This window comes from Streptomyces cylindrosporus (assembly GCF_022698165.1).
In the GTDB taxonomy this organism is placed as follows: domain Bacteria; phylum Actinomycetota; class Actinomycetes; order Streptomycetales; family Streptomycetaceae; genus Streptomyces; species Streptomyces cylindrosporus.
Genome location: NZ_JALDAY010000007.1, coordinates 147,217 through 164,370 on the forward strand (window position 1 = coordinate 147,217; position 17,154 = coordinate 164,370).

Below are 17,154 nucleotides of genomic sequence, written 5' to 3' on the forward strand. Positions count from 1 at the left end.
GCACGTTGTACGGCCGATCGCCTGACGACTGGACGTGTCTCCCGCTCAGCGCACGCTCGGCTCCCGGTGCGGAGGCTGCTCGGGAGCCGGGCGGTCCGGGACCTGCGGGAGCGGGCGTACCACCGGGCCGTCGCCGTTGACCGTGAGGGACGTGTCGTGGTGGCGGATCGTCAGGGGCGGGCCGGACAGCAGCGTGTAGGTCGCCTTGTCGGGGCCGATCTCGACGCGCAGCCGGCTGCCGAGGAGCTGGACGTGGAAGGCGAGGCGGCTGAGGCGCTCGGGCAGGCGCGGGGCGAAGCGGAGCGTGCCGCCCTCGCGGCGCAGTCCCCCGAAGCCCGCGACCAGGGCCGTCCAGGTGCCGGCCAGCGAGGCGATGTGGAGGCCGTCACGGGTGTTGTGCTCCAGGTCCTCCAGGTCCATCAGGGCGGCCTCGGCCGTGTAGTCGTAGGCGAGGCCCAGGTGGCCCGCCTGGGCGGCGATCACCGCCTGGACGCAGGCCGACAGCGAGGAGTCCCGGACGGTGAGGGGCTCGTAGTAGGCGAAGTTGCGGGCGAGCTGGTCGTCGTCGAAGTGGGCGGCGCAGGTGTACATCGCCAGCACCAGGTCCGCCTGCTTGACGACCTGCTTGCGGTAGAGGTCGAAGTACGGGAAGTGCAGCATCAGCGGGTACTGGTCGGGGCCGGTGCCCGCGAAGTCCCACTGCTGGTAGCGGGTGAAGCCGGCGTGCTGCTCGTGGACGCCGAGTTCGTGGTTGTACGGCAGGTGCATCGCCTCGGCGGCGTCGCGCCAGCCGGCGCTCTCCTCCTCGTCGACGCCGAGGCGGGCGGCCTGGCGCGGATGGCGGCCGACGGCGTCGACGGCGGCCAGGAGGTTCGCGCGGGCCATGAGGTTGGTGTACGTGTTGTCGTCGGCGACGGCGCTGTACTCGTCGGGGCCGGTCACGCCGTCGATGTGGAAGACGCCGTGGCCGTCGTGGTGGCCGAGCGAGCGCCACAGCCGGGCGGTCTCCACCAGCAGTTCCACCCCGGCCTCGCTCTCGAAGCCGGTGTCGCCGGTGGCCGCGACGTAGCGCACCACGGCGTCGGCTATGTCGGCGTTGACGTGGAAGGCGGCGGTGCCTGCGGGCCAGTACGCCGATCCTTCCGAGCCCTCGATGGTGCGCCAGGGGAACGCGGCGCCGGCCAGGCCGAGTTGGGCGGCGCGCTCGCGGGCGGCGGGCAGGGTGCCGTGCCGCCAGCGCAGTGCCTCGGCGACGGCTTCCGGGGCGGTGTAGGTGAGCAGGGGCAACACGAAGATCTCGGTGTCCCAGAAGGCGTGGCCGTCGTAGCCGGAGCCGGTCAGGCCCTTGGCGGGTATCGCGCGCCGTTCGGCGCGGGCGCCGGCCTGCAGCACGTGGAAGAGGGCGAAGCGCACGGCCTGCTGGAGCTCCTCGTCGCCGTCGACCTCGACGTCGGCGCGCGCCCAGAAGTCGTCGAGGTAGTCGCGCTGGTCGGCCAGGAGGCCGTCCCAGCCGCTGTGCGCGGCCGCCGCGAGGGCCGCCTCCACCTGGTCGGCCATCGCGGGCCGGGAGCGGACGCCGGACCAGCCGTGGGCGACGAGCTTCTCCACGCGCAGCCGCTGGCCGGGCTCCAGCACGGAGGTGACGGTCAGACGGGCCACGTCCACGTTGCTCTCGCTGTCGGTCGTGGTCCGCTCGGGGCCGCTGACGGTGTGGTCGGCGGCCACGGCGACGCGCAGTCCGCTGCGCCGGGTGCGGTGCACGAGCCGCAGCCGGTGTCCGACGGCGACGTCCTCCTCCGGCTCCAGCGGCGACTTCAGGGCCTTCGCCGCGCGCGGGTCGCCCTGCTGCTCGGGAAGGCTCTCGTTGGCGACGAGTTCGGACTGGATGACCACCCGGGAGCGGTCGCCGACCGCCTCCACCTCGTAGGCGACGGCGGCGACGGCGCGCTGGGTGAGCGAGACCAGCCGGGTCGAGCGCACCCGTACCGTCGACCCGGCCGGCGAGGTCCACTCGCAGGTCCGCTCCAGCACCCCGCGGCGCAGGTCCAGGACGCGTTCGTGGGAGACGAGCCGCCCGTAGCGCAGGTCGAAGGGCTCGTCGTCGACCAGCAGCCGCAGGATCTTGCCGTTGGTGACGTTGATGACGGTCTGGCCGGACTCCGGATACCCGTAGCCGGCCTCGGCGTACGGCAGCGGGTGCAGTTCGTGGACGCCGCCCAGGTAGCTGCCGGGCAGGCCGTGCGGCTCGCCCTCGTCGAGGTTCCCGCGCCAGCCGACATGGCCGTTGGAGAGGGCGAAGACCGACTCGCTCTGGGCGAGGACGTCCAGGTGCAGGTCCGTCTCGCGCACGCACCACGGGTCCACGGCGTACGACCTGTGCGTGATCACTTGCCGCCTCCCAGCTCCGCGAGGTCCCGTACGACGACGTCCGCGCCGTGCGCGTACAGTGCCTCGGTCTGGCCGACCCGGTCGACGCCGACGACGTAGCCGAAGTGGCCGGAGCGGCCCGCGTCCATCCCGGCCAGGGCGTCCTCGAAGACGGCGGCCTGCTTCGGCTCGACGCCCAGGTCCTGCGCGGCGGCGAGGAAGGTGTCGGGGTGCGGCTTGCCCGGCAGGCCCCGCTCGGCGGCCACGACACCGTCGATGCGCACGTCGAAGAGGGGTTCGGCGCCGATGGAGTGCAGCACGTCGCGGGTGTTGGCGCTGGAGGAGACGATCGCGGTGCGCAGGCCCTGCGCGCGGACGGCCTCGATGTAGCGCAGGGTGCCCTCGTACGCCTCGACGCCCTGGGTGCGGATCTTCTCCAGCAGCAGGACGTTCTTGCGGTTGCCGACCCCGTTCACGGTCGGCGCGTCCGGCGGGTCGTCGGGGGATCCTTCCGGCAGTTCGATGCCGCGGGAGGCGAGGAAGGTGCGCACACCGTCGGCGCGGGGCCGCCCGTCGACGTACTCGTCGTAGTCGGCTACGGCGTCGAAGGGCCGAAAGCCGTCGCCCTCCCGCTCCCTCAGGAAGGCGTCGAAGGTCTCCTTCCACGCGGCCGCGTGCACCACCGCCGTCCTGGTGACGACCCCGTCGAGGTCGAAGAGACAGGCCTGGATGTCTTCGGGAAGACCGAGCTGTGTCATACCGGTCCGGTTCCCCTTTACCGGCTCTCCCACTTTGTGGCGCACACCACATCGATCAGTGGTACGGGCCGTTGGCCGCACGGGTGACACACTCTCCCGTGTGCCGCTGACTTTCGACGATCTCCTCGCCCGGGCCCGCACCCTCACCCGCACGGGCCGGCGCGCGGTCCTCGGCATCGCGGGCAGCCCCGGCGCGGGCAAGACGACACTCGCCGAGAGCCTCGTTCGGGAGCTGAACGGCGGCGGGGAGCCCTGGGTCGCGCACGTCCCCATGGACGGCTTCCACCTCGCCGACGTCCAGCTGGAGCGGCTCGGGCTGCGGGACCGCAAGGGCGCGCCGGAGACCTTCGACGCGGCCGGGTACGCGGCGCTGCTGGGCAGGCTGCGGGAGGAGCGCGGGGAGGTGGTGTACGCGCCCGGCTTCGAGCGGGTGCTGGAGCAGCCGATCGCGGGTGCGGTCGCCGTGGAGCCGACGGCCCGGCTGGTGGTGACGGAGGGCAACTACCTGCTGCTGGACGCGGAGCCGTGGCCCCGGGTCCGCCGGCGGCTCGACGAGGTGTGGTTCTGCGAGCTGGACGAGCAGGAGCGGCTGCGCCGGCTGATCGCCCGGCACGAGGAGTTCGGCAAGGGCCACGAGGAAGCCGTGGAGTGGGTGACGCGCAGCGACCAGCCCAACGCCGAGCTGGTCGCCGCGACCCGGGACAGGGCCGACCTGGTCGTGCCGGTCGGCGCCCTGTCCTGGCCGTACGAGCCGTCGGGGACGGCCTAGGCGCGCAGGCTCAGCTCCGGCTCCCCGTGCTCGTCCGGTGCGCCGATCACCGCGGTGAAGGCGGACGTCCGCAGGGTCAGCCCCTCCTCGGCCCAGGTGGCCTCGACGGTGTACGGCCGCGTCGAGCCGTACTGCACGGCGAACACATGGAGGTCGTCCGGCGCGTCCGGGACCGGGCCCGCCTCCAGCGCCGTCGAGCTGACCAGGTGGCGCCAGCCCTCGTCGGGGTTGCCGTAGCCGCGCGGGTCCGCGGCGAGCGCGAACGCGGCCTGTTCCTGGAGGAGTTCGGAGCGCGCGTCGAAGTGCTCCGGGCCCTGCTCCGGCGGGTGGGTCAGCCGCAGCGCGCCCGCCGACGCGACCGCCGCCTCGGCGGTACGGCGGACGCGGTCGCCGTCGTCGGCCGCGTACGGCAGGCCCGCGAGGAGGTACGCGCCCTCGGGGAGGCGTTCGACGGCGACCGTGGTCCACAGGGTGGTGCCGTCGGTGACGTACAGGGACCGCACGTGCCGCAGGACGTGGTCGCGGCCGACGACCGGCTTGGTGACCAGCTTCGCGGTCAGGCCGTCGGCGCGCAGGTCCCGTACCCGGACCTCGCCCATGGGACGGCAGAAGACGAACCCGTCGCACACCGGGCCGAAGCCGTGCTGACGGTTGACCGCGGCGGGCAGGTAGTAGGTGCCGCCCGCCTCGACGACCGCGGGGGTCATACGGCTGTCGAAGGCCACGGAGACCGTGCCGGCGCGCAGTTGGTGCCGGGCGGGGCGCGTCGACGGCTCGCGGTGCCAGCGGGTGGTGTCCTGGATCTGCCAGACCAGCATCCACGCGAAGTGTCCGTCGACCCCGCCGTCCGCCTGGGCCGCGTGCCGGGCCCAGCGGCTGTCGCCCCGGTAGCGGCCCAGGTCGGAGCCGATCCGGGCACCGAAGTAGCGCAGGCCGAGGACCGACTCGAAGGCGGAGTGCTGCTCGCTGTAGCGCGGCCCTCCGTTGTCGAAGCCGCCGCCCGTGAGGCGGGCGTCGATGTAGCGGGCGAGCGTGTCGCCGTCCTCGGCGAAGACCTCCTCGCCGCTGACGCGGTGGGCCTGGGCCAGGAAGGAGAGGGAGATCGGGCCGTAGTTGTTGTCGTACGCCCCGCCGTGCTCCGGGGGCAGCAGGGCACCTCGGTCCGCGACCCGGTGGGCGCGGATCTTCTCGGCGTACAGGCGCAGCGCGAGCGCACGCACCGGCTCGCTCTCGTTGTCCGGCAGGTGGCGGGCCAGCATCAGGCCGCCCACCACGCAGCCGATGGCCTGGTTGCCGGCCTCCTGCGGGTTGAAGAAGGTGGCCTCGGTCAGCCAGCGCCAGTAACCCCGTGCCACGTCGAGGAGTTCGGCGCGCTGCTCGTCGTCGACGAGGTTGTCGGTGGTGTCGAGGAGGTTGACGGCCTGGAGCAGCGCCCACACGGTGCTCGGCCAGTCGCCGATGGGGTGCGCGCCGGCCGCCAGGGTGTAACGGGCGTACGGGAGACCAGAGTTGCGGATCCGCAGGTTCGGGTAGCCGGGGTTGTCCTCGCGGTAGACCCGCTCGCGCAGATGGAAGGCGAGGCTGCGCCGCACGGCCTCCGGCAGTCGCGGGTCCTTGGAGCGCTGCCAGGCGAGGGCCAGCAGGGAGGTGATGCCGAGGGAGGTGTCGCCGATGTCGTCGACGCTGTCCGGGTGTTCGAGGTTGCCCTCGGGCGTGAGGCGTGCGAGGGCCTGCTCGGTGACGTCGGCGAGCACGGCGTCGTACGCCTCCGGGGTGTCCGGCAGGTCGTGCAGCGGTCCGAGCTGGCGTGGGAGGTGCAAGGAGATCAGCCCTTCATGCCTGAGATGTGGCGCGCAGTGTGAGGGTCAGTGTCTGCGGTCCGTGCCCACCGAGGTAGACGCGGTTGCCGGTCGTCGCGTCGGTGCCGCCGGCCACGGTGTAGTCCTGCCCGGGGTCGTAGCGCAGTACGTCTCCCCGGTCCGGTCCCGCAAGGGGTTCGCCCGTCTCGACGGCGGCCGAGACCCGGATCTCGTCGGCGCCGACGCGGTAGGTCAACGGCTCGCTCGTCAGGCACCAGCGTCCGTCGCCGAGCGGTACGGCGCCCTGCGGCTCGCCGCCCGGCCGGAAGGTCAGTTCGAGCGCCCAGGGCACAGCTGGGCCGCTGATGTCGATGCGCAGGTCGGCCCCGTCGTCCCGCAGGTCGACCTCGACCCGGGTCGTGTGGGAGACCTCGTCCTGAGGGCGGTCTGGGAAGGACATCGCCGCGGAGAAGCGGCCCTCGTCCACCAGGCGGTAGGCGCCGTCGTCGCGCCTGAGCTCCTTCGGGAGCGGCTGGTAGTAGGCGGTGGTGAGGGTCTGGGTGAGCCGGTACCGGTTGTCGGCGAGCCGTTCCATGGCGTCGGCGCGGAACGGGCCCAGGTCGAAGAACGCCCGCGAGAGGCGGACCGCGTCGAGGACGGCGGCACCGGCGAACAGGCGCAGGAAGGTGGGGTTGCAGGCGAGGCCCGAGCGGATGCGCCGGTGCTCGGGCACGTCGGAGCCGCCGTACACCACGGTGTGCGCGGTGGCCGAGACGTGGGCGGCGAGGCGTGCGGTGGGGAGGTAGCGGTCGCGCGGGAGCTGCTCCGCGTCCGGGGCCGGCAGGGCGCGGCACAGTTCCGGGGTGAGCAGGGTCTGGGCGAGCAGGTCGGGGTCGTCGATGCCGTCGGCGGCCGCCAGGCGGGCCGCGCGGGCGAAGTCGCCGCGGCCGGTGCGGATCGCGAGCAGCCGGTAGTGCGGCAGGTAGGGCCACAGCGCGAACGAGAGCCTCTGGTCCTGGCGGCGCGAGTGGACGGTCTCCACCGTGCCGTCCGGCCTGATCAGGTCCAGGGTCGCGGTGAGGTTGCGTTCGACGGCGTCCTGCAGGTCGCCGCGCCCGAGCACCTCGGCCAGCAACAGCAGCGACGGGTTGGTGACGATGGACGCGTAGACGGCGCTGCGTTCCGAGTACAGGCCGTCCGCGTCGATGTCAACGCCCTCGGCGAGCCACTCGTCGACGCGGTCGAGGAGCCGGTCGTCGGGGAACGACCGGTGCAGACGGGCGAGCGCCGCGGCCAGCTCCCAGCGGTGGTTCGGGGTGTGCACGCCACCGGCCAGGAGGCTCTCGGTGGCGGCGCCGGCGATCTCGGCGAGCGCCGCCGTGACGTCGGCCAGTTCGGGCCCCGCGCCCGCGGCGAGGACGTGCGCGTCGCACACGTCGTTGACAGTGAACGCGGAGTCCGGCGGCGACTGCACGTTGTCGCCGCCCGCGAAGAGACCGGAGGCCGTCTGCAGGGACCGCAGGGCACGCAGGTGGGTCAGCGCGGCGGCGACGGCCCGCTCGCTGCCGTGCAGGGCCGACTCCGGCGAGCGGTACACCGCGACCAGGGTCTTCACCTGCCGGGCCAGGGCGCGGTGCGGCCCGATGAATTCCGCCGACGGGTCGGCCGCGAGCAGGGCGGCCGACCCGTCGGCGGCGAGCGCCGCCGCGCGGACGAACTCGTGGTCGAGCGGGGTGGGCAAGGTCAGTCCTTCAGGCCGGCGTTGATGTCGGCGCCCATGACATAGCGCTGGAAGACCAGGAAGATCACGATCAGCGGGATCATCGAGATGACCGAAGCGCCCAGCAGGACCGACCAGTTGATGTTCTGCGCGCCGACGATGCTCTGGATGCCGATCTGCACGGTGAACTTGTTGGGGTCGTTGAGCATCAGCAGCGGCCAGATGTAGTCGTTCCACCGCCACTGGAAGGACAGGATGGCGAGGGTCAGCATGATCGGCCGGGACAGCGGCACCATGATCCGCAGGAAGATCGACAGCTCGCGGGCGCCGTCAATGCGGGCGGCTTCCACGAGTTCGTCGGGAACCGTCAGGAAGAACTGGCGGAACATGAAGCAGCCGGTCGCGGTGAGCACGGCCGGGAGGATGATGCCGGCGAAGGAGTTGTAGAGGCCGAGGTTGCGCACGACCAGGAACTCCGGGGCGAGCATGACCTCGGACGGCAGCATCGTGGTGGCCAGGATGCAGACGAAGAAGACCTTGAGCCACCTGTTGTCGTACTTGGCCAGCGCGTATCCGGTACAGCAGCTGACGCCCACCGTGAGGATCGTCGTGATGACGCACACGATGGTCGAGTTGATGAAGTACTGCGAGAAGTTGGCGCTGTCCCACGCCGCCTTGAAGCCCGACAGGGTGGGGTTGTGCGGAACCAGCGTCAGCGGATAGGAGAACAGGTCGCTGGCCGGCTTGAAGGAGCTGAGGACGAACCACAGCACCGGAAACCCGTACAGGCACGCCATGATCCACAGCAGTGTCGTCGCGGACACCGCCTGGCGGATCCCACCGGTGGCCGCCTTGCGAGGGCGCTTCCTGGAGACGGCTCGTCCGGGACCGGTGTCGACCTTGTGCGGCATGTCTGTGGTTGTCATCGGTTCTCCACCCGTCGGTTGACGATCAGCTGGATGATCGCGACGGCCATCAGGATGAGCATGAGCACGAACGACGCGGCGCTCGCGTAGCCGATCTGGCCCCGCTGGAAGCCGGTCTGGTAGATGTACTGGACCATCAGGTTGTTCGAGGTTCCGGGCCCGCCGTTGTTGAGGGAGACGAACACCGGGTACTCCTTCATCGCGTTGATCGTGTTGAGCAGGATCACGATGAACGAGGTGGGCGCGATGCTCGGCAGCGTGATGCTGAAGAACTGGCGCCAGGGGCCGGCGCCGTCGAGCGAGGCCGCTTCGTAGTACGACACCGGTACGTTCTTGATCGCCGCGATGAACAGCAGCATCGAGAAGCCCGTCCAGGCCCAGGACGCCGCCATCACCACGACCAGCAGCGACAGGTCCGCGTTCGACTGCCAGTGGACGGCGGACCCGCCCAGTTTCTCGATGACGTAGTTGACCAGTCCGAAGTTCTCACCGAACATCCACCGCCACAGGACACCCACGACGATGGGCGACAGCAGCCACGGGATGAAGAAGATGACGCGGGCGACCGACGCACCCTTGGCGTGCTTGCTGACCACCAGGTTGGCGGCGAGCAGCGAGACCGCGAAGTTCAGCGGGACGAAGAGCACCGCGTACAGCAGCGTCCGCGTCAGCGCGTCGTAGAAGGTCGAGTCCCCGAACAGGTTGTGGTAGTTGTCCAGTCCGATGAACTGGAACGCCCCCACACCGGTGTAGTTCGTGAAGGAGTAGACGAGCCCGATCACCGCCGGCCAGACGAAGAACAGCGCGAAGAGCACGACATTGGCCGCGATGAGGACGAGGGGCGCAAGAACGTACTTGCTGCGTCTCCTGGGCGGGCTCGCGGACACGTCCGAGGCGCGTTTTGTCATCTTCCTGACTCCGTGCTGGTGGATGGGGATTGCACTGCCGGGGCCGGGCGGCGGAGTGGGGACTCCGCCGCCCGGCCCGGTGGCCTACGAAGCGCCGCCGACCTGCTGGTTGTAGCCGGCCACGATGTTCTCCAGGGCCTTGTCGGCCGACTGCTGACCGTTGATCGCCTTGCCGAGCTCCGTCTTGGTCGGGTCCTCGGTGAGGCTCTTGCCCTTCAGCACCCAGTTCGTCTGCGCGGTGTTGAAGTAGCCGGAGATCGGGGCGTAGAGCGGGATCTCCTCGTTGTAGAGCTTGAACGCCGCCTGCGCCGCCTCGGACTTGAAGGGGTACGTCGGGTTCAGGCCGCTCTCGACCGGCAGGAAGCCGGACGTCTCGCAGAGCGTCTTGTAGTGGGCCGGCTCGTACAGCCAGGACAGGAACTTCTTCGCGGCGGTGGCGCCCTCGCTGTTGTTGTTGAAGCCCACCGTCATGCCACCGCTGTTGACGTCACTGGCCTGCACCGGCTGGGCCGGGGTCGGGACGCTCGCCCAGTCGAACTTCTTGATGCTGTCCGCGAAGGAGGCGACCTGCCACACGCCGGACCAGTAAGCGACCACGTCACCGCTCTGGAACATGGCCGACGGGTCGGCGCCGCTCGTCCACACCGACTTCGGCATGGTCTTGTCGTCGTTCCAGCCGACGAAGGTGTTCACGGCCTTCTTGGTCGCCGCGTCCACCGAGAACTTGCCGGAGGAGTCGGCGTGGACGTACTTGCCGCCCATCTCGTAGACCATGGCGCGCAGCCGGGACGGCGACTGGTCGAAGGTCAGGGAGTACTTGGCGCCGGTCTTCTCGCGGACCTTGTTCGCCGCGGCGATGAAGTCGGTCCAGGTCCAGGTCTTCGAGGGCGAGGTCGGGAAGGAGACCCCGGCCTTCTCGAACAGCGACTTGTTGATGAACAGGCCGGAGGCGGTGACGTCCGAGGGAATGGACAGCACCTTCCCGGACGAGTCCTTGGCGAGGAAGTTGGCGTTGATGTTGTTGCTCTTGGTGTTGGCGATGGAGCTGAGGTCGATCAGCTTGCTCGACCAGATCGGGTCCAGCGCCGGCACGGCCGCGACGTCGGGCAGGGAGTTCGCCTGGGCGGCGTTGTGCAGCTTCGTGGTGTAGCCGTCGTAGGGGATGTTGACGAGCTTGACGGCGACGCCGGTTTCCTTCTTGTACTGCGCCACCATCTTCTTCCAGCCCGCGTCCTGGCCCGGGACCGTGGAGATCCAGAAGGTCAGCGACTTGGAGGTACCGCCCGAGCTGCCCCCGGACCCGCAGGCGGTGAGCAGAAGGGCACCTGCCGAGGCTGCGGCAGCGAGCGGAACAAGGCGGCGCATGCCGCCGCGGACGAGTCGGCGGGAGCGCCGCACACCCACAGTGGTCATCTTCGATCCCATTTCGTGAGAGGGGACGGAGCACGGCGCCGTTCTGGGCGGCACGGGTGCATTGTGAAGAAAATGTCGCTTTCCGGGGGCGCGGCCTCGCCCGGCCGCGTCGCCTTCGCGGGTGGGATCCCCCGGCCATGAGGGCCGTCGTCGCACGGGCACGCCCTCGTGCGGCTGCCGTACTTCGCGTACGGCCGGGACGCCAACCCAAGCCGGTGTCCCGACCGACTTAGAAAGCGCTTGTCCGGACATTGGCAGACCGAGTCGGAGGCCGTCAATCCTTCGCATGCGCGGCCTCGGTCACGGTTTGGACTCCATGGGCGACGGCGAGTCTGCTGGCGCCCACGACGGTGCCGAGATCACCGAGCGTGCTGCTGACCACCTCGGTGGGCCAGCTCAGCCGCTCCAGCTCGGCCCGCACCCCCGGCAGGAGCTGCGGGTCCGCTCCGGTGGAGCCGCCCAGGACGATCAGTCCCGGGTCCAGTACGGCGGTCACGGCGGCGGCGAGGCGCCCCACGTCGACGGCGTGGCGGCCGACGACCGCGCGGGCGGCGGCGCGGCCCTGCCCGGCCAGCGCGAAGAGCTGCTCGGTGGTGCTCGGACAGGGCCCGTCCGTGTCCGGCCAGGCCTCCGCGGCCCGGCGCAGCAGGGAACGGGCGCCCACGTGCTCCTCCAGGGCCTCCCGGCCGGGCTCGCGGCCCACGTCCCACGGGTAGGGCAGCCGGGCGACCTCACCGGCCGCGCCGTTCGCCCCGCGCAGCACCTGGCCGCCGATGACGACACCGAGACCGATGCCGACGCCGATGCGCAGGTAGCCGAAGGTGCGCCGGCCCCGCGCGGCGCCCTCGTGCAGCTCGGCGAGGGCGGCGCAGTTGACGTTGTTCTCCAGGTGGACGGGCACGCCCGGCGGCAGCGCGACGGCCACCGCGTCGAAGACGGGACCGGCCTTGGCGGTCGCGGGCCGCACTCCGGTGCCCTCCCGGGTGACGTCACCGACGGCGACCACGATGGTGCGCAGCGGTGTGCCGGCGGGCAGCGCGCCGAGCGCCTCACGCACCACATCGACGGCGTCCGACCGGGAGCCCGTGGCCTCGGCGAGCGGCGTGCCGTCCAGGGCGCAGCCGCGGACCCGGGTGAGGGCGGGGCCGAGGTCCACGGCGAGTACGGCGCCCGCTGCGGGCCCGAGCCGGTAGACGGCGGCGCTGCGGCCGGTGCCGCTGGAGGCGGTGCCGGAGTGGGCGGCGAGCCCGGCGCTCTCCAGTTCGACGACGGCGGAGGACACCGTCGGCTTGGACAGGCCCGCGAGGCTCGCGAGCTGCGGCCGGGTCGCGCTGCCCGCCTCGGCGAGCACCGCGAAGACCGCGCTTGCGCTCTCGGTCAGGCGGGGGGCTTCCGCCACGTCGTGTATCACAGTTCTCCCACGGGTCACGGGCCGCTCAGTGGTCGAGTGCGCGATGCCTCTTGACGCACTGTACTTCGTTAGTTAACTTCCTAACGAACTTCACGGTACTCGCCTGCCGTGTCCGCCAGAAGCCCGTCCCGGGGCTTCCCTAGTTCACCAACTCCCGTATAAACAGGCACGGTTCGCCCGCCGTCGCAGCACCACGCATCGACGAAAGAGGTTCCGTGCAGGACTCCACGCCCCTCGTGGTCGGTATCGACGTGGGCGGCACCAAGACGCACCTCCGTGCCTGCGCGGCGGACGCCCTGGTGGCCGACCACGTCCGGTCGAGCGGTGGCTGGCGGCCGCACGACCCCGTGGCCGCCGCCGGCTGGCTGGCCGCGCTGGTCGCCGAGGCACTGCCGGCGGACATTCGTCCGTCGGCCGTCGCCGTGGGCGGCCACGCCTGCGAGACCCCGCGCCAGTGCGCGCAGATCCGTACCGCCCTGCAACTCCACTTCGACGCGCCCGCGCTGGTCGTGGGCGACGCCGAACTGCTGGTCCCCGCCGCCGGGTTGGACAAGGGGGTCGGCCTGGTGGCCGGCACCGGTTCCGTCGCGGTGGGCCGGCGCTCCGACGGGACCTGCGTCCAGGTCGGCGGCTGGGGTGCGGTCCTCGGCGACGAGGGCGGCGCGGCCGGTCTCGTGCGCGAGGCCGCTCGGGCCGTGTGGGCGGCGCACGACCGCGGGGAGCGGCCTGACGAACTCGCACTCGGCCTCACGGCCGGCTTCGGCGTCGCCGAAGTACCCGCGCTCGGGGCCGCGTTGGAGAGCGCCACCGACGTCTCCGCCGAGTGGGGCCGGCACTCCCCGGTGGTCTTCGCTGCCGCCGAGGCCGGCTCCGCGCTCGCCCGGGACGTGATCGCCGACGCCGGACGGTCGCTGGCCGCCCTCGTGGCACGGCTCGCGGCACGCGAAGTCGCCGTGGACGACGTGGTGGTGGCGGGCGGCACGATCCTCGCCCAGCCCGCCCTGTACGACGCGTTCACGTCCGCGCTCGCCGAGACCGTGCCCGGGGCACGCCCGCAGCCTTTGCGCGTGCCGCCGGTCGAAGGTGCGGTGGCGCTGGCGCGTTCGATCCTGTGAACCGGTCGGGCCGCGTTCACGTACCCGACACGTGCCGGTCGCCGAGCCCTCCCCGACGGGTCAGGACACGGCCGTAGATCTTCGCTCAAAGCTTCACGGGACCCACCGGAAACACACATCTCGTGCGTCCCGCCGGACCCCGCTGATCGCACGATCTCCCCCCGGCCGTACGGCCGAAGAACTCAAGAGAGGCACACGCATGCCGTCATCCGCCGGGCACCGCTCCTCCACGTCGGCCGGCCGCGCCGCCGTCGGCCGACGGGGTTTCCTCAAGACCTCCCTGGGCGCCACGGCCGGGGTGATGGCCGCGCCCACCTTCGTCTCCTGGCTGGCCGCCGCCGACGCCAAGGCCGCGACGAGCCCCGCCGCGTTCGTCGACGACTACAAGACCAACGTCCTGACGAACCTCACGCCCGAGACCAACGCGGTCGTGCGGATCCTCGGCGGCTTCGCCCTGATCTGGAAGACGGGCGGTGCGTGGAACACCGGCACGCCGCTGATGCCGGAGATACTCCGCGCCAACATGCGCTACTGCGCCCGGATCACCGGTGCGCGCACGGACGCGCAGGCCAAGGAGGCGTTCATCTACGACCGCCAGCACCAGAGCTACGCGATGATCGCGGGCCTGGGTCCGCTGGCCGATCTGTACAAGGCGGGCGCCAAGGCGGTCACGTCGATCACCAGCGCTCCCGATTCCACCCCGGCGACCACGATCAGCGACGCCGTGCCCGCGGACGCCCCGGCCGGTTCCGCGCTGGGCGCCGGTTCGCACGACTCGGCGCTCGGCAAGGTGGCCGAGCTGGTCGACACGGTGCGCGGACCGTACGCCTCCGGCAACCCGGCCAAGTACGCCTACCAGTACCCGCGTCCATGGCGCATGAACGAGGACAGCGTGGTCGTCGACACCGGCGCCACGGACGCCCTCGGCTTCCCGGTGTACGACTCGAAGGTGATCGTGGCGCCCCAGCTGCTGCGCCAGCGCAGCACCTCCCCCACGGACGACGGCGGCTTCCCGAGCGGCCACACCAACGCCTTCCACCTGGCCTGCCTGGCGTACGCCTACGCGGTGCCCGAGCGCTTCCAGGAGCTGGTGACGCGGGCCTTCGAGCTCAGCCACACCCGGATCGTGGCCGGCATGCACAACACGGTCGACGTGATCGGCGGCCGCATCATGGCCACCGCCCTCGCGGCCGCCACGCTGGCGGACCCGACCAACGCCGACCTGAAGGCCGCCGCCCGCGCGCAGGCCCTGGCGTACTTCACGCAGCAGACCGGCACCACCGCCGACACCCTGTTCGGCTACGCGCACTCCGACTCCGCCGACGCCTACGCCGACCGGGACGCCAACGCCTGCACCGTCGAGCCGAAGCTGACGTACGTGCTGACCCGGCGTGGCCGCAGCGAGGCGCTGACCGTGCCGAAGGGCGCGGAGGTGCTGCTGGAGACCCGGCTGCCGTACCTGGACGCCGAGCAGCGCCGCGAGGTGCTGCGCACGACCGCGCTGCCCTCCGGGTACGTGCTCCTCGACGGCTTCGAGCAGTGGGGGCGGCTGAACCTGTTCGCCGCGGCGGACGGTTACGGCGCCTTCGACAGCGATGTGACGGTGACGCTGGACGCCGCTGCGGGCGGCTTCGGCGCGGCCGACGCCTGGCGCAACGACATCGACGGCGACGGCGGCCTGACCAAGAAGGGCAGCGGCACGCTCACCCTGGCCGGCCACAACAAGTACACCGGCGGCACCGTGGTCGCCGACGGCGTCCTGGCCACCGCGTCCTCGCACGCCCTGGGCCACGGCGACGTGCGGGTGAAGGGCGGCACGCTCCGGCTGGGCCGCCCGGTCCAGGTGCACGGCCAGTACTCGCAGGAGAACTCCACGCTGGAGGTGACCCTGCGCTCCGGCCACGAGCCCGCCCTGGAGGTCACCCGGCGCGCCCTGCTCGGCGGCGGCAGCGTGCTGTCGCTGCGGCTGGACGCCGACCGGCCGCCGGCCGCGGGCGGCACGGTGCGCGTCCTGGCGGCCGCTCAGCTGCGCGGCCGGTTCGACCGCGTGGAGCTGAACTCCGACCGGCTGCGGGCCGTACCCGTCTACACGACGGAAGGTCTGTCGGTACGACTCCTGAAGCGGTGACGCCCCCGGCGGCGGGACTGATGCGAAAGTAGGCGCATGGGACGCCTCGACGATCACTCCCGCCGCCCCGCGGCCGGTGACACCGCGGGGCGGAAGATGGCGCACGAACAGCACTCGGTCCTCGATCCCGGGACCCGCGACGACCCTCCGCCCCGCGACGGCGCGGAACACCCCCCGCCGTCGACGACGCCCGCGCCGCCGTCCCCCCGCCCCGCGCGCCGATGGCTGCTCCCGCTCCTCGTCGTGGTGCTGCTCGGCCAGATGGCCGCCGCCATGGTCACCACCGCCGTGCAGCAGACCCCGACGATCGACGAGCCGATCTACGTCGCCACGGCCGCCGACTACCTCCACGAGCACCGCGTCCGCCTCAACCCCGAGCACCCGCCGCTGGGCAAGCTGGTCATCGCGGCCGGGGTGGCGGTCGCCGACCCGCACGTGGACGCGGCGTACAAGGGCGACCAGGGGAAGTTCGGCCGGCATCTGCTGTACGAGTCGGGCAACGACCCCTGGCGGCTGATGTTCTGGGCCCGCCTCCCGATGATCGTGCTGACGCTCCTGTTCGGGCTCGTGGTCTTCGCCTTCGCGCGTGAACTCGCGGGCGCCGCGGCCGGGTTGGCGGCCCTGGCCCTGTACGCCTTCTCCCCCGACGTCATCGCCCAGGGCTCGCTGGCCACCCTCGACGTGCCCGCGGCCGGGTTCGTGCTGACGTCGGCCTGGCTGCTGTGGCGGGCCCGGCGACGGCCGAAGCCGTACGTCCCCCTCGCCGGGATCGCGCTCGGAGCGGGCCTGGCCACCAAGATGAGCGTCCTGCCGGTGGTTCCGGTGCTGTTGGGGCTGGCCGCGTGGTCGGTGTGGCGGGCGGGCCACGAGGACCGGCGCGGGGCGCTGCTGCGGGCGGCGGCGGCCGCGGCCGTCGTCGCGGTGGTGGCCATGGCCGTCGTATGGGCGTCGTATCTGGTGGTCGATCCGCGGCTGCGCCGGTCGCCCGAGCAGTCCGTGCCCGCCGTGCACGGACTGAAGGGGCTGCTGGTGCGAATCCTGCCGTTCCCGGAGTCGTACCGGGACGGCATGCGCATCCAGTTCGGCCTGGAGAACTACCCGTGGCAGGGCTTCCTGTTCGGTCATCTGTACACGGGGTCCCGCTGGTACTACCTGCCGGCCGCGCTGCTGGTGAAGACGCCGCTCGGCATGCTCGCGCTGTGGGCCGCCGGGGCGGTCGTGGTGGTGGCGGTACGGCGGCTGCGGCCGGCGGCGCCGTACGTGCTGCTCGCGCCCGCCGTGCTGCTGGCCTCGGCGATGACCGGGTCGCGGGACTTCGGGACGCGGTACGCGATCTTCGTGCCGATGTTCCTCGCGGTGGCCGCGGGCCTCGTCCTGGCCCTGCGGTGGCGGTGGGCGCCGCTGGTCACGGGGGCGCTGGTGGCGTTCGTCGCGGTGAGTTCGGTGCGGACGTTTCCCTACTATCTGCCGTACTCCAACGAGGCGTTCGGCGGTCCGGCCAAGACGCATCTGCGGCTGCACGACTCCAACGTGGACTGGGGCCAGGACCTCGGCCGGCTCGCCGACCGGCTGCGCGAGCGCTACCCGGGCGAGCGGATCTGGCTGGTCTACAAGGGCAGTGGGGTGCCGGCGTACTACGGCATTCACGCGGCCGATCCGCGCAAGGTGCCGCCGCGGCAGGTGCGGGGACTCCTGGTCGTGTCGGACTCCTCGGTTGCCAAGGCCCGAGGACGGCTGGCCGCGCTGATCGACAGCAGCCGTCCCGTCGACGAGGTCGGTCACTCCATCACCATCTACCGGCGCTGACACAAGGCCACCGCGGGCAACCTGAGGATCCGTC

Annotated in this window: 12 protein-coding genes; 4 read left to right on the forward strand and 8 right to left on the reverse strand. The window is 71.9% G+C overall.

The window, feature by feature from the left end; genetic code table 11:
• Nucleotides 1–45: 45 nt before the first annotated feature.
• Both MQP27_RS23330 and MQP27_RS23335 read right to left on the reverse strand, forming a co-directional pair.
• A complete protein-coding gene (locus MQP27_RS23330; protein WP_242767287.1) occupies nucleotides 46–2,388 on the reverse strand; it encodes a glycoside hydrolase family 65 protein in 2,343 nt (780 codons plus the stop codon).
• Nucleotides 2,385–3,125, reverse strand: a complete 741-nt coding sequence (locus tag MQP27_RS23335; protein ID WP_242767288.1) for a beta-phosphoglucomutase family hydrolase — start codon at nucleotides 3,123–3,125, stop codon at nucleotides 2,385–2,387. Before MQP27_RS23335 ends, MQP27_RS23330 begins: the two co-directional genes overlap by 4 nt.
• 100 nt (nucleotides 3,126–3,225) lie before the next feature.
• On the opposite strand from MQP27_RS23335, the gene MQP27_RS23340 reads away from it, so the two are divergent.
• On the forward strand, nucleotides 3,226–3,894 hold the full coding sequence (locus tag MQP27_RS23340; protein ID WP_242767289.1) for a nucleoside/nucleotide kinase family protein: 669 nt from the start codon (nucleotides 3,226–3,228) through the stop codon (nucleotides 3,892–3,894).
• Here the strand turns inward: MQP27_RS23340 and MQP27_RS23345 are convergent.
• The 6 genes from MQP27_RS23345 to MQP27_RS23370 form a co-directional block, all read right to left on the reverse strand.
• Entirely contained in the window at nucleotides 3,891–5,714 is a 1,824-nt protein-coding gene (locus MQP27_RS23345) for a hypothetical protein (protein WP_242767290.1), read from the reverse strand. The genes MQP27_RS23340 and MQP27_RS23345 overlap by 4 nt on opposite strands.
• Nucleotides 5,715–5,727: 13 nt before the next feature.
• Nucleotides 5,728–7,434, reverse strand: a complete 1,707-nt coding sequence (locus tag MQP27_RS23350; RefSeq protein ID WP_242767291.1) for a hypothetical protein — start codon at nucleotides 7,432–7,434, stop codon at nucleotides 5,728–5,730.
• Between the two features lie 2 nt (nucleotides 7,435–7,436).
• Nucleotides 7,437–8,339: a carbohydrate ABC transporter permease gene (locus MQP27_RS23355; protein WP_242767292.1), complete on the reverse strand. Its 903-nt coding sequence runs from the start codon at nucleotides 8,337–8,339 to the stop codon at nucleotides 7,437–7,439.
• On the reverse strand, nucleotides 8,336–9,247 hold the full coding sequence (locus MQP27_RS23360; RefSeq protein ID WP_242767293.1) for a carbohydrate ABC transporter permease: 912 nt from the start codon (nucleotides 9,245–9,247) through the stop codon (nucleotides 8,336–8,338). Before MQP27_RS23360 ends, MQP27_RS23355 begins: the two co-directional genes overlap by 4 nt.
• 84 nt (nucleotides 9,248–9,331) lie before the next feature.
• The gene (locus MQP27_RS23365; protein ID WP_242767294.1) at nucleotides 9,332–10,660 is read right to left on the reverse strand and encodes an ABC transporter substrate-binding protein; all 1,329 of its coding nucleotides are present in this window, start codon (nucleotides 10,658–10,660) and stop codon (nucleotides 9,332–9,334) included.
• A 274-nt stretch (nucleotides 10,661–10,934) separates the two neighbouring features.
• Nucleotides 10,935–12,059 (reverse strand): ROK family transcriptional regulator, encoded by a 1,125-nt coding sequence (locus MQP27_RS23370; protein WP_242767295.1) that lies wholly within the window; start codon nucleotides 12,057–12,059, stop codon nucleotides 10,935–10,937.
• Between the two features lie 227 nt (nucleotides 12,060–12,286).
• Here MQP27_RS23370 and MQP27_RS23375 point away from each other — a divergent pair, with 227 nt between their 5' ends.
• The 3 genes from MQP27_RS23375 to MQP27_RS23385 all read left to right on the forward strand — a co-directional run bounded on the left by MQP27_RS23375 (nucleotide 12,287) and on the right by MQP27_RS23385 (nucleotide 17,120).
• The gene (locus MQP27_RS23375; protein WP_242767296.1) at nucleotides 12,287–13,186 is read left to right on the forward strand and encodes a BadF/BadG/BcrA/BcrD ATPase family protein; all 900 of its coding nucleotides are present in this window, start codon (nucleotides 12,287–12,289) and stop codon (nucleotides 13,184–13,186) included.
• A gap of 199 nt (nucleotides 13,187–13,385) precedes the next feature.
• Nucleotides 13,386–15,314, forward strand: a complete 1,929-nt coding sequence (locus MQP27_RS23380; protein ID WP_242767297.1) for a phosphatase PAP2 family protein — start codon at nucleotides 13,386–13,388, stop codon at nucleotides 15,312–15,314.
• Nucleotides 15,315–15,350: 36 nt separating this feature from the next.
• Nucleotides 15,351–17,120, forward strand: a complete 1,770-nt coding sequence (locus MQP27_RS23385; RefSeq protein ID WP_242767298.1) for an ArnT family glycosyltransferase — start codon at nucleotides 15,351–15,353, stop codon at nucleotides 17,118–17,120.
• The last annotated feature ends 34 nt before the right edge of the window (nucleotides 17,121–17,154 follow it).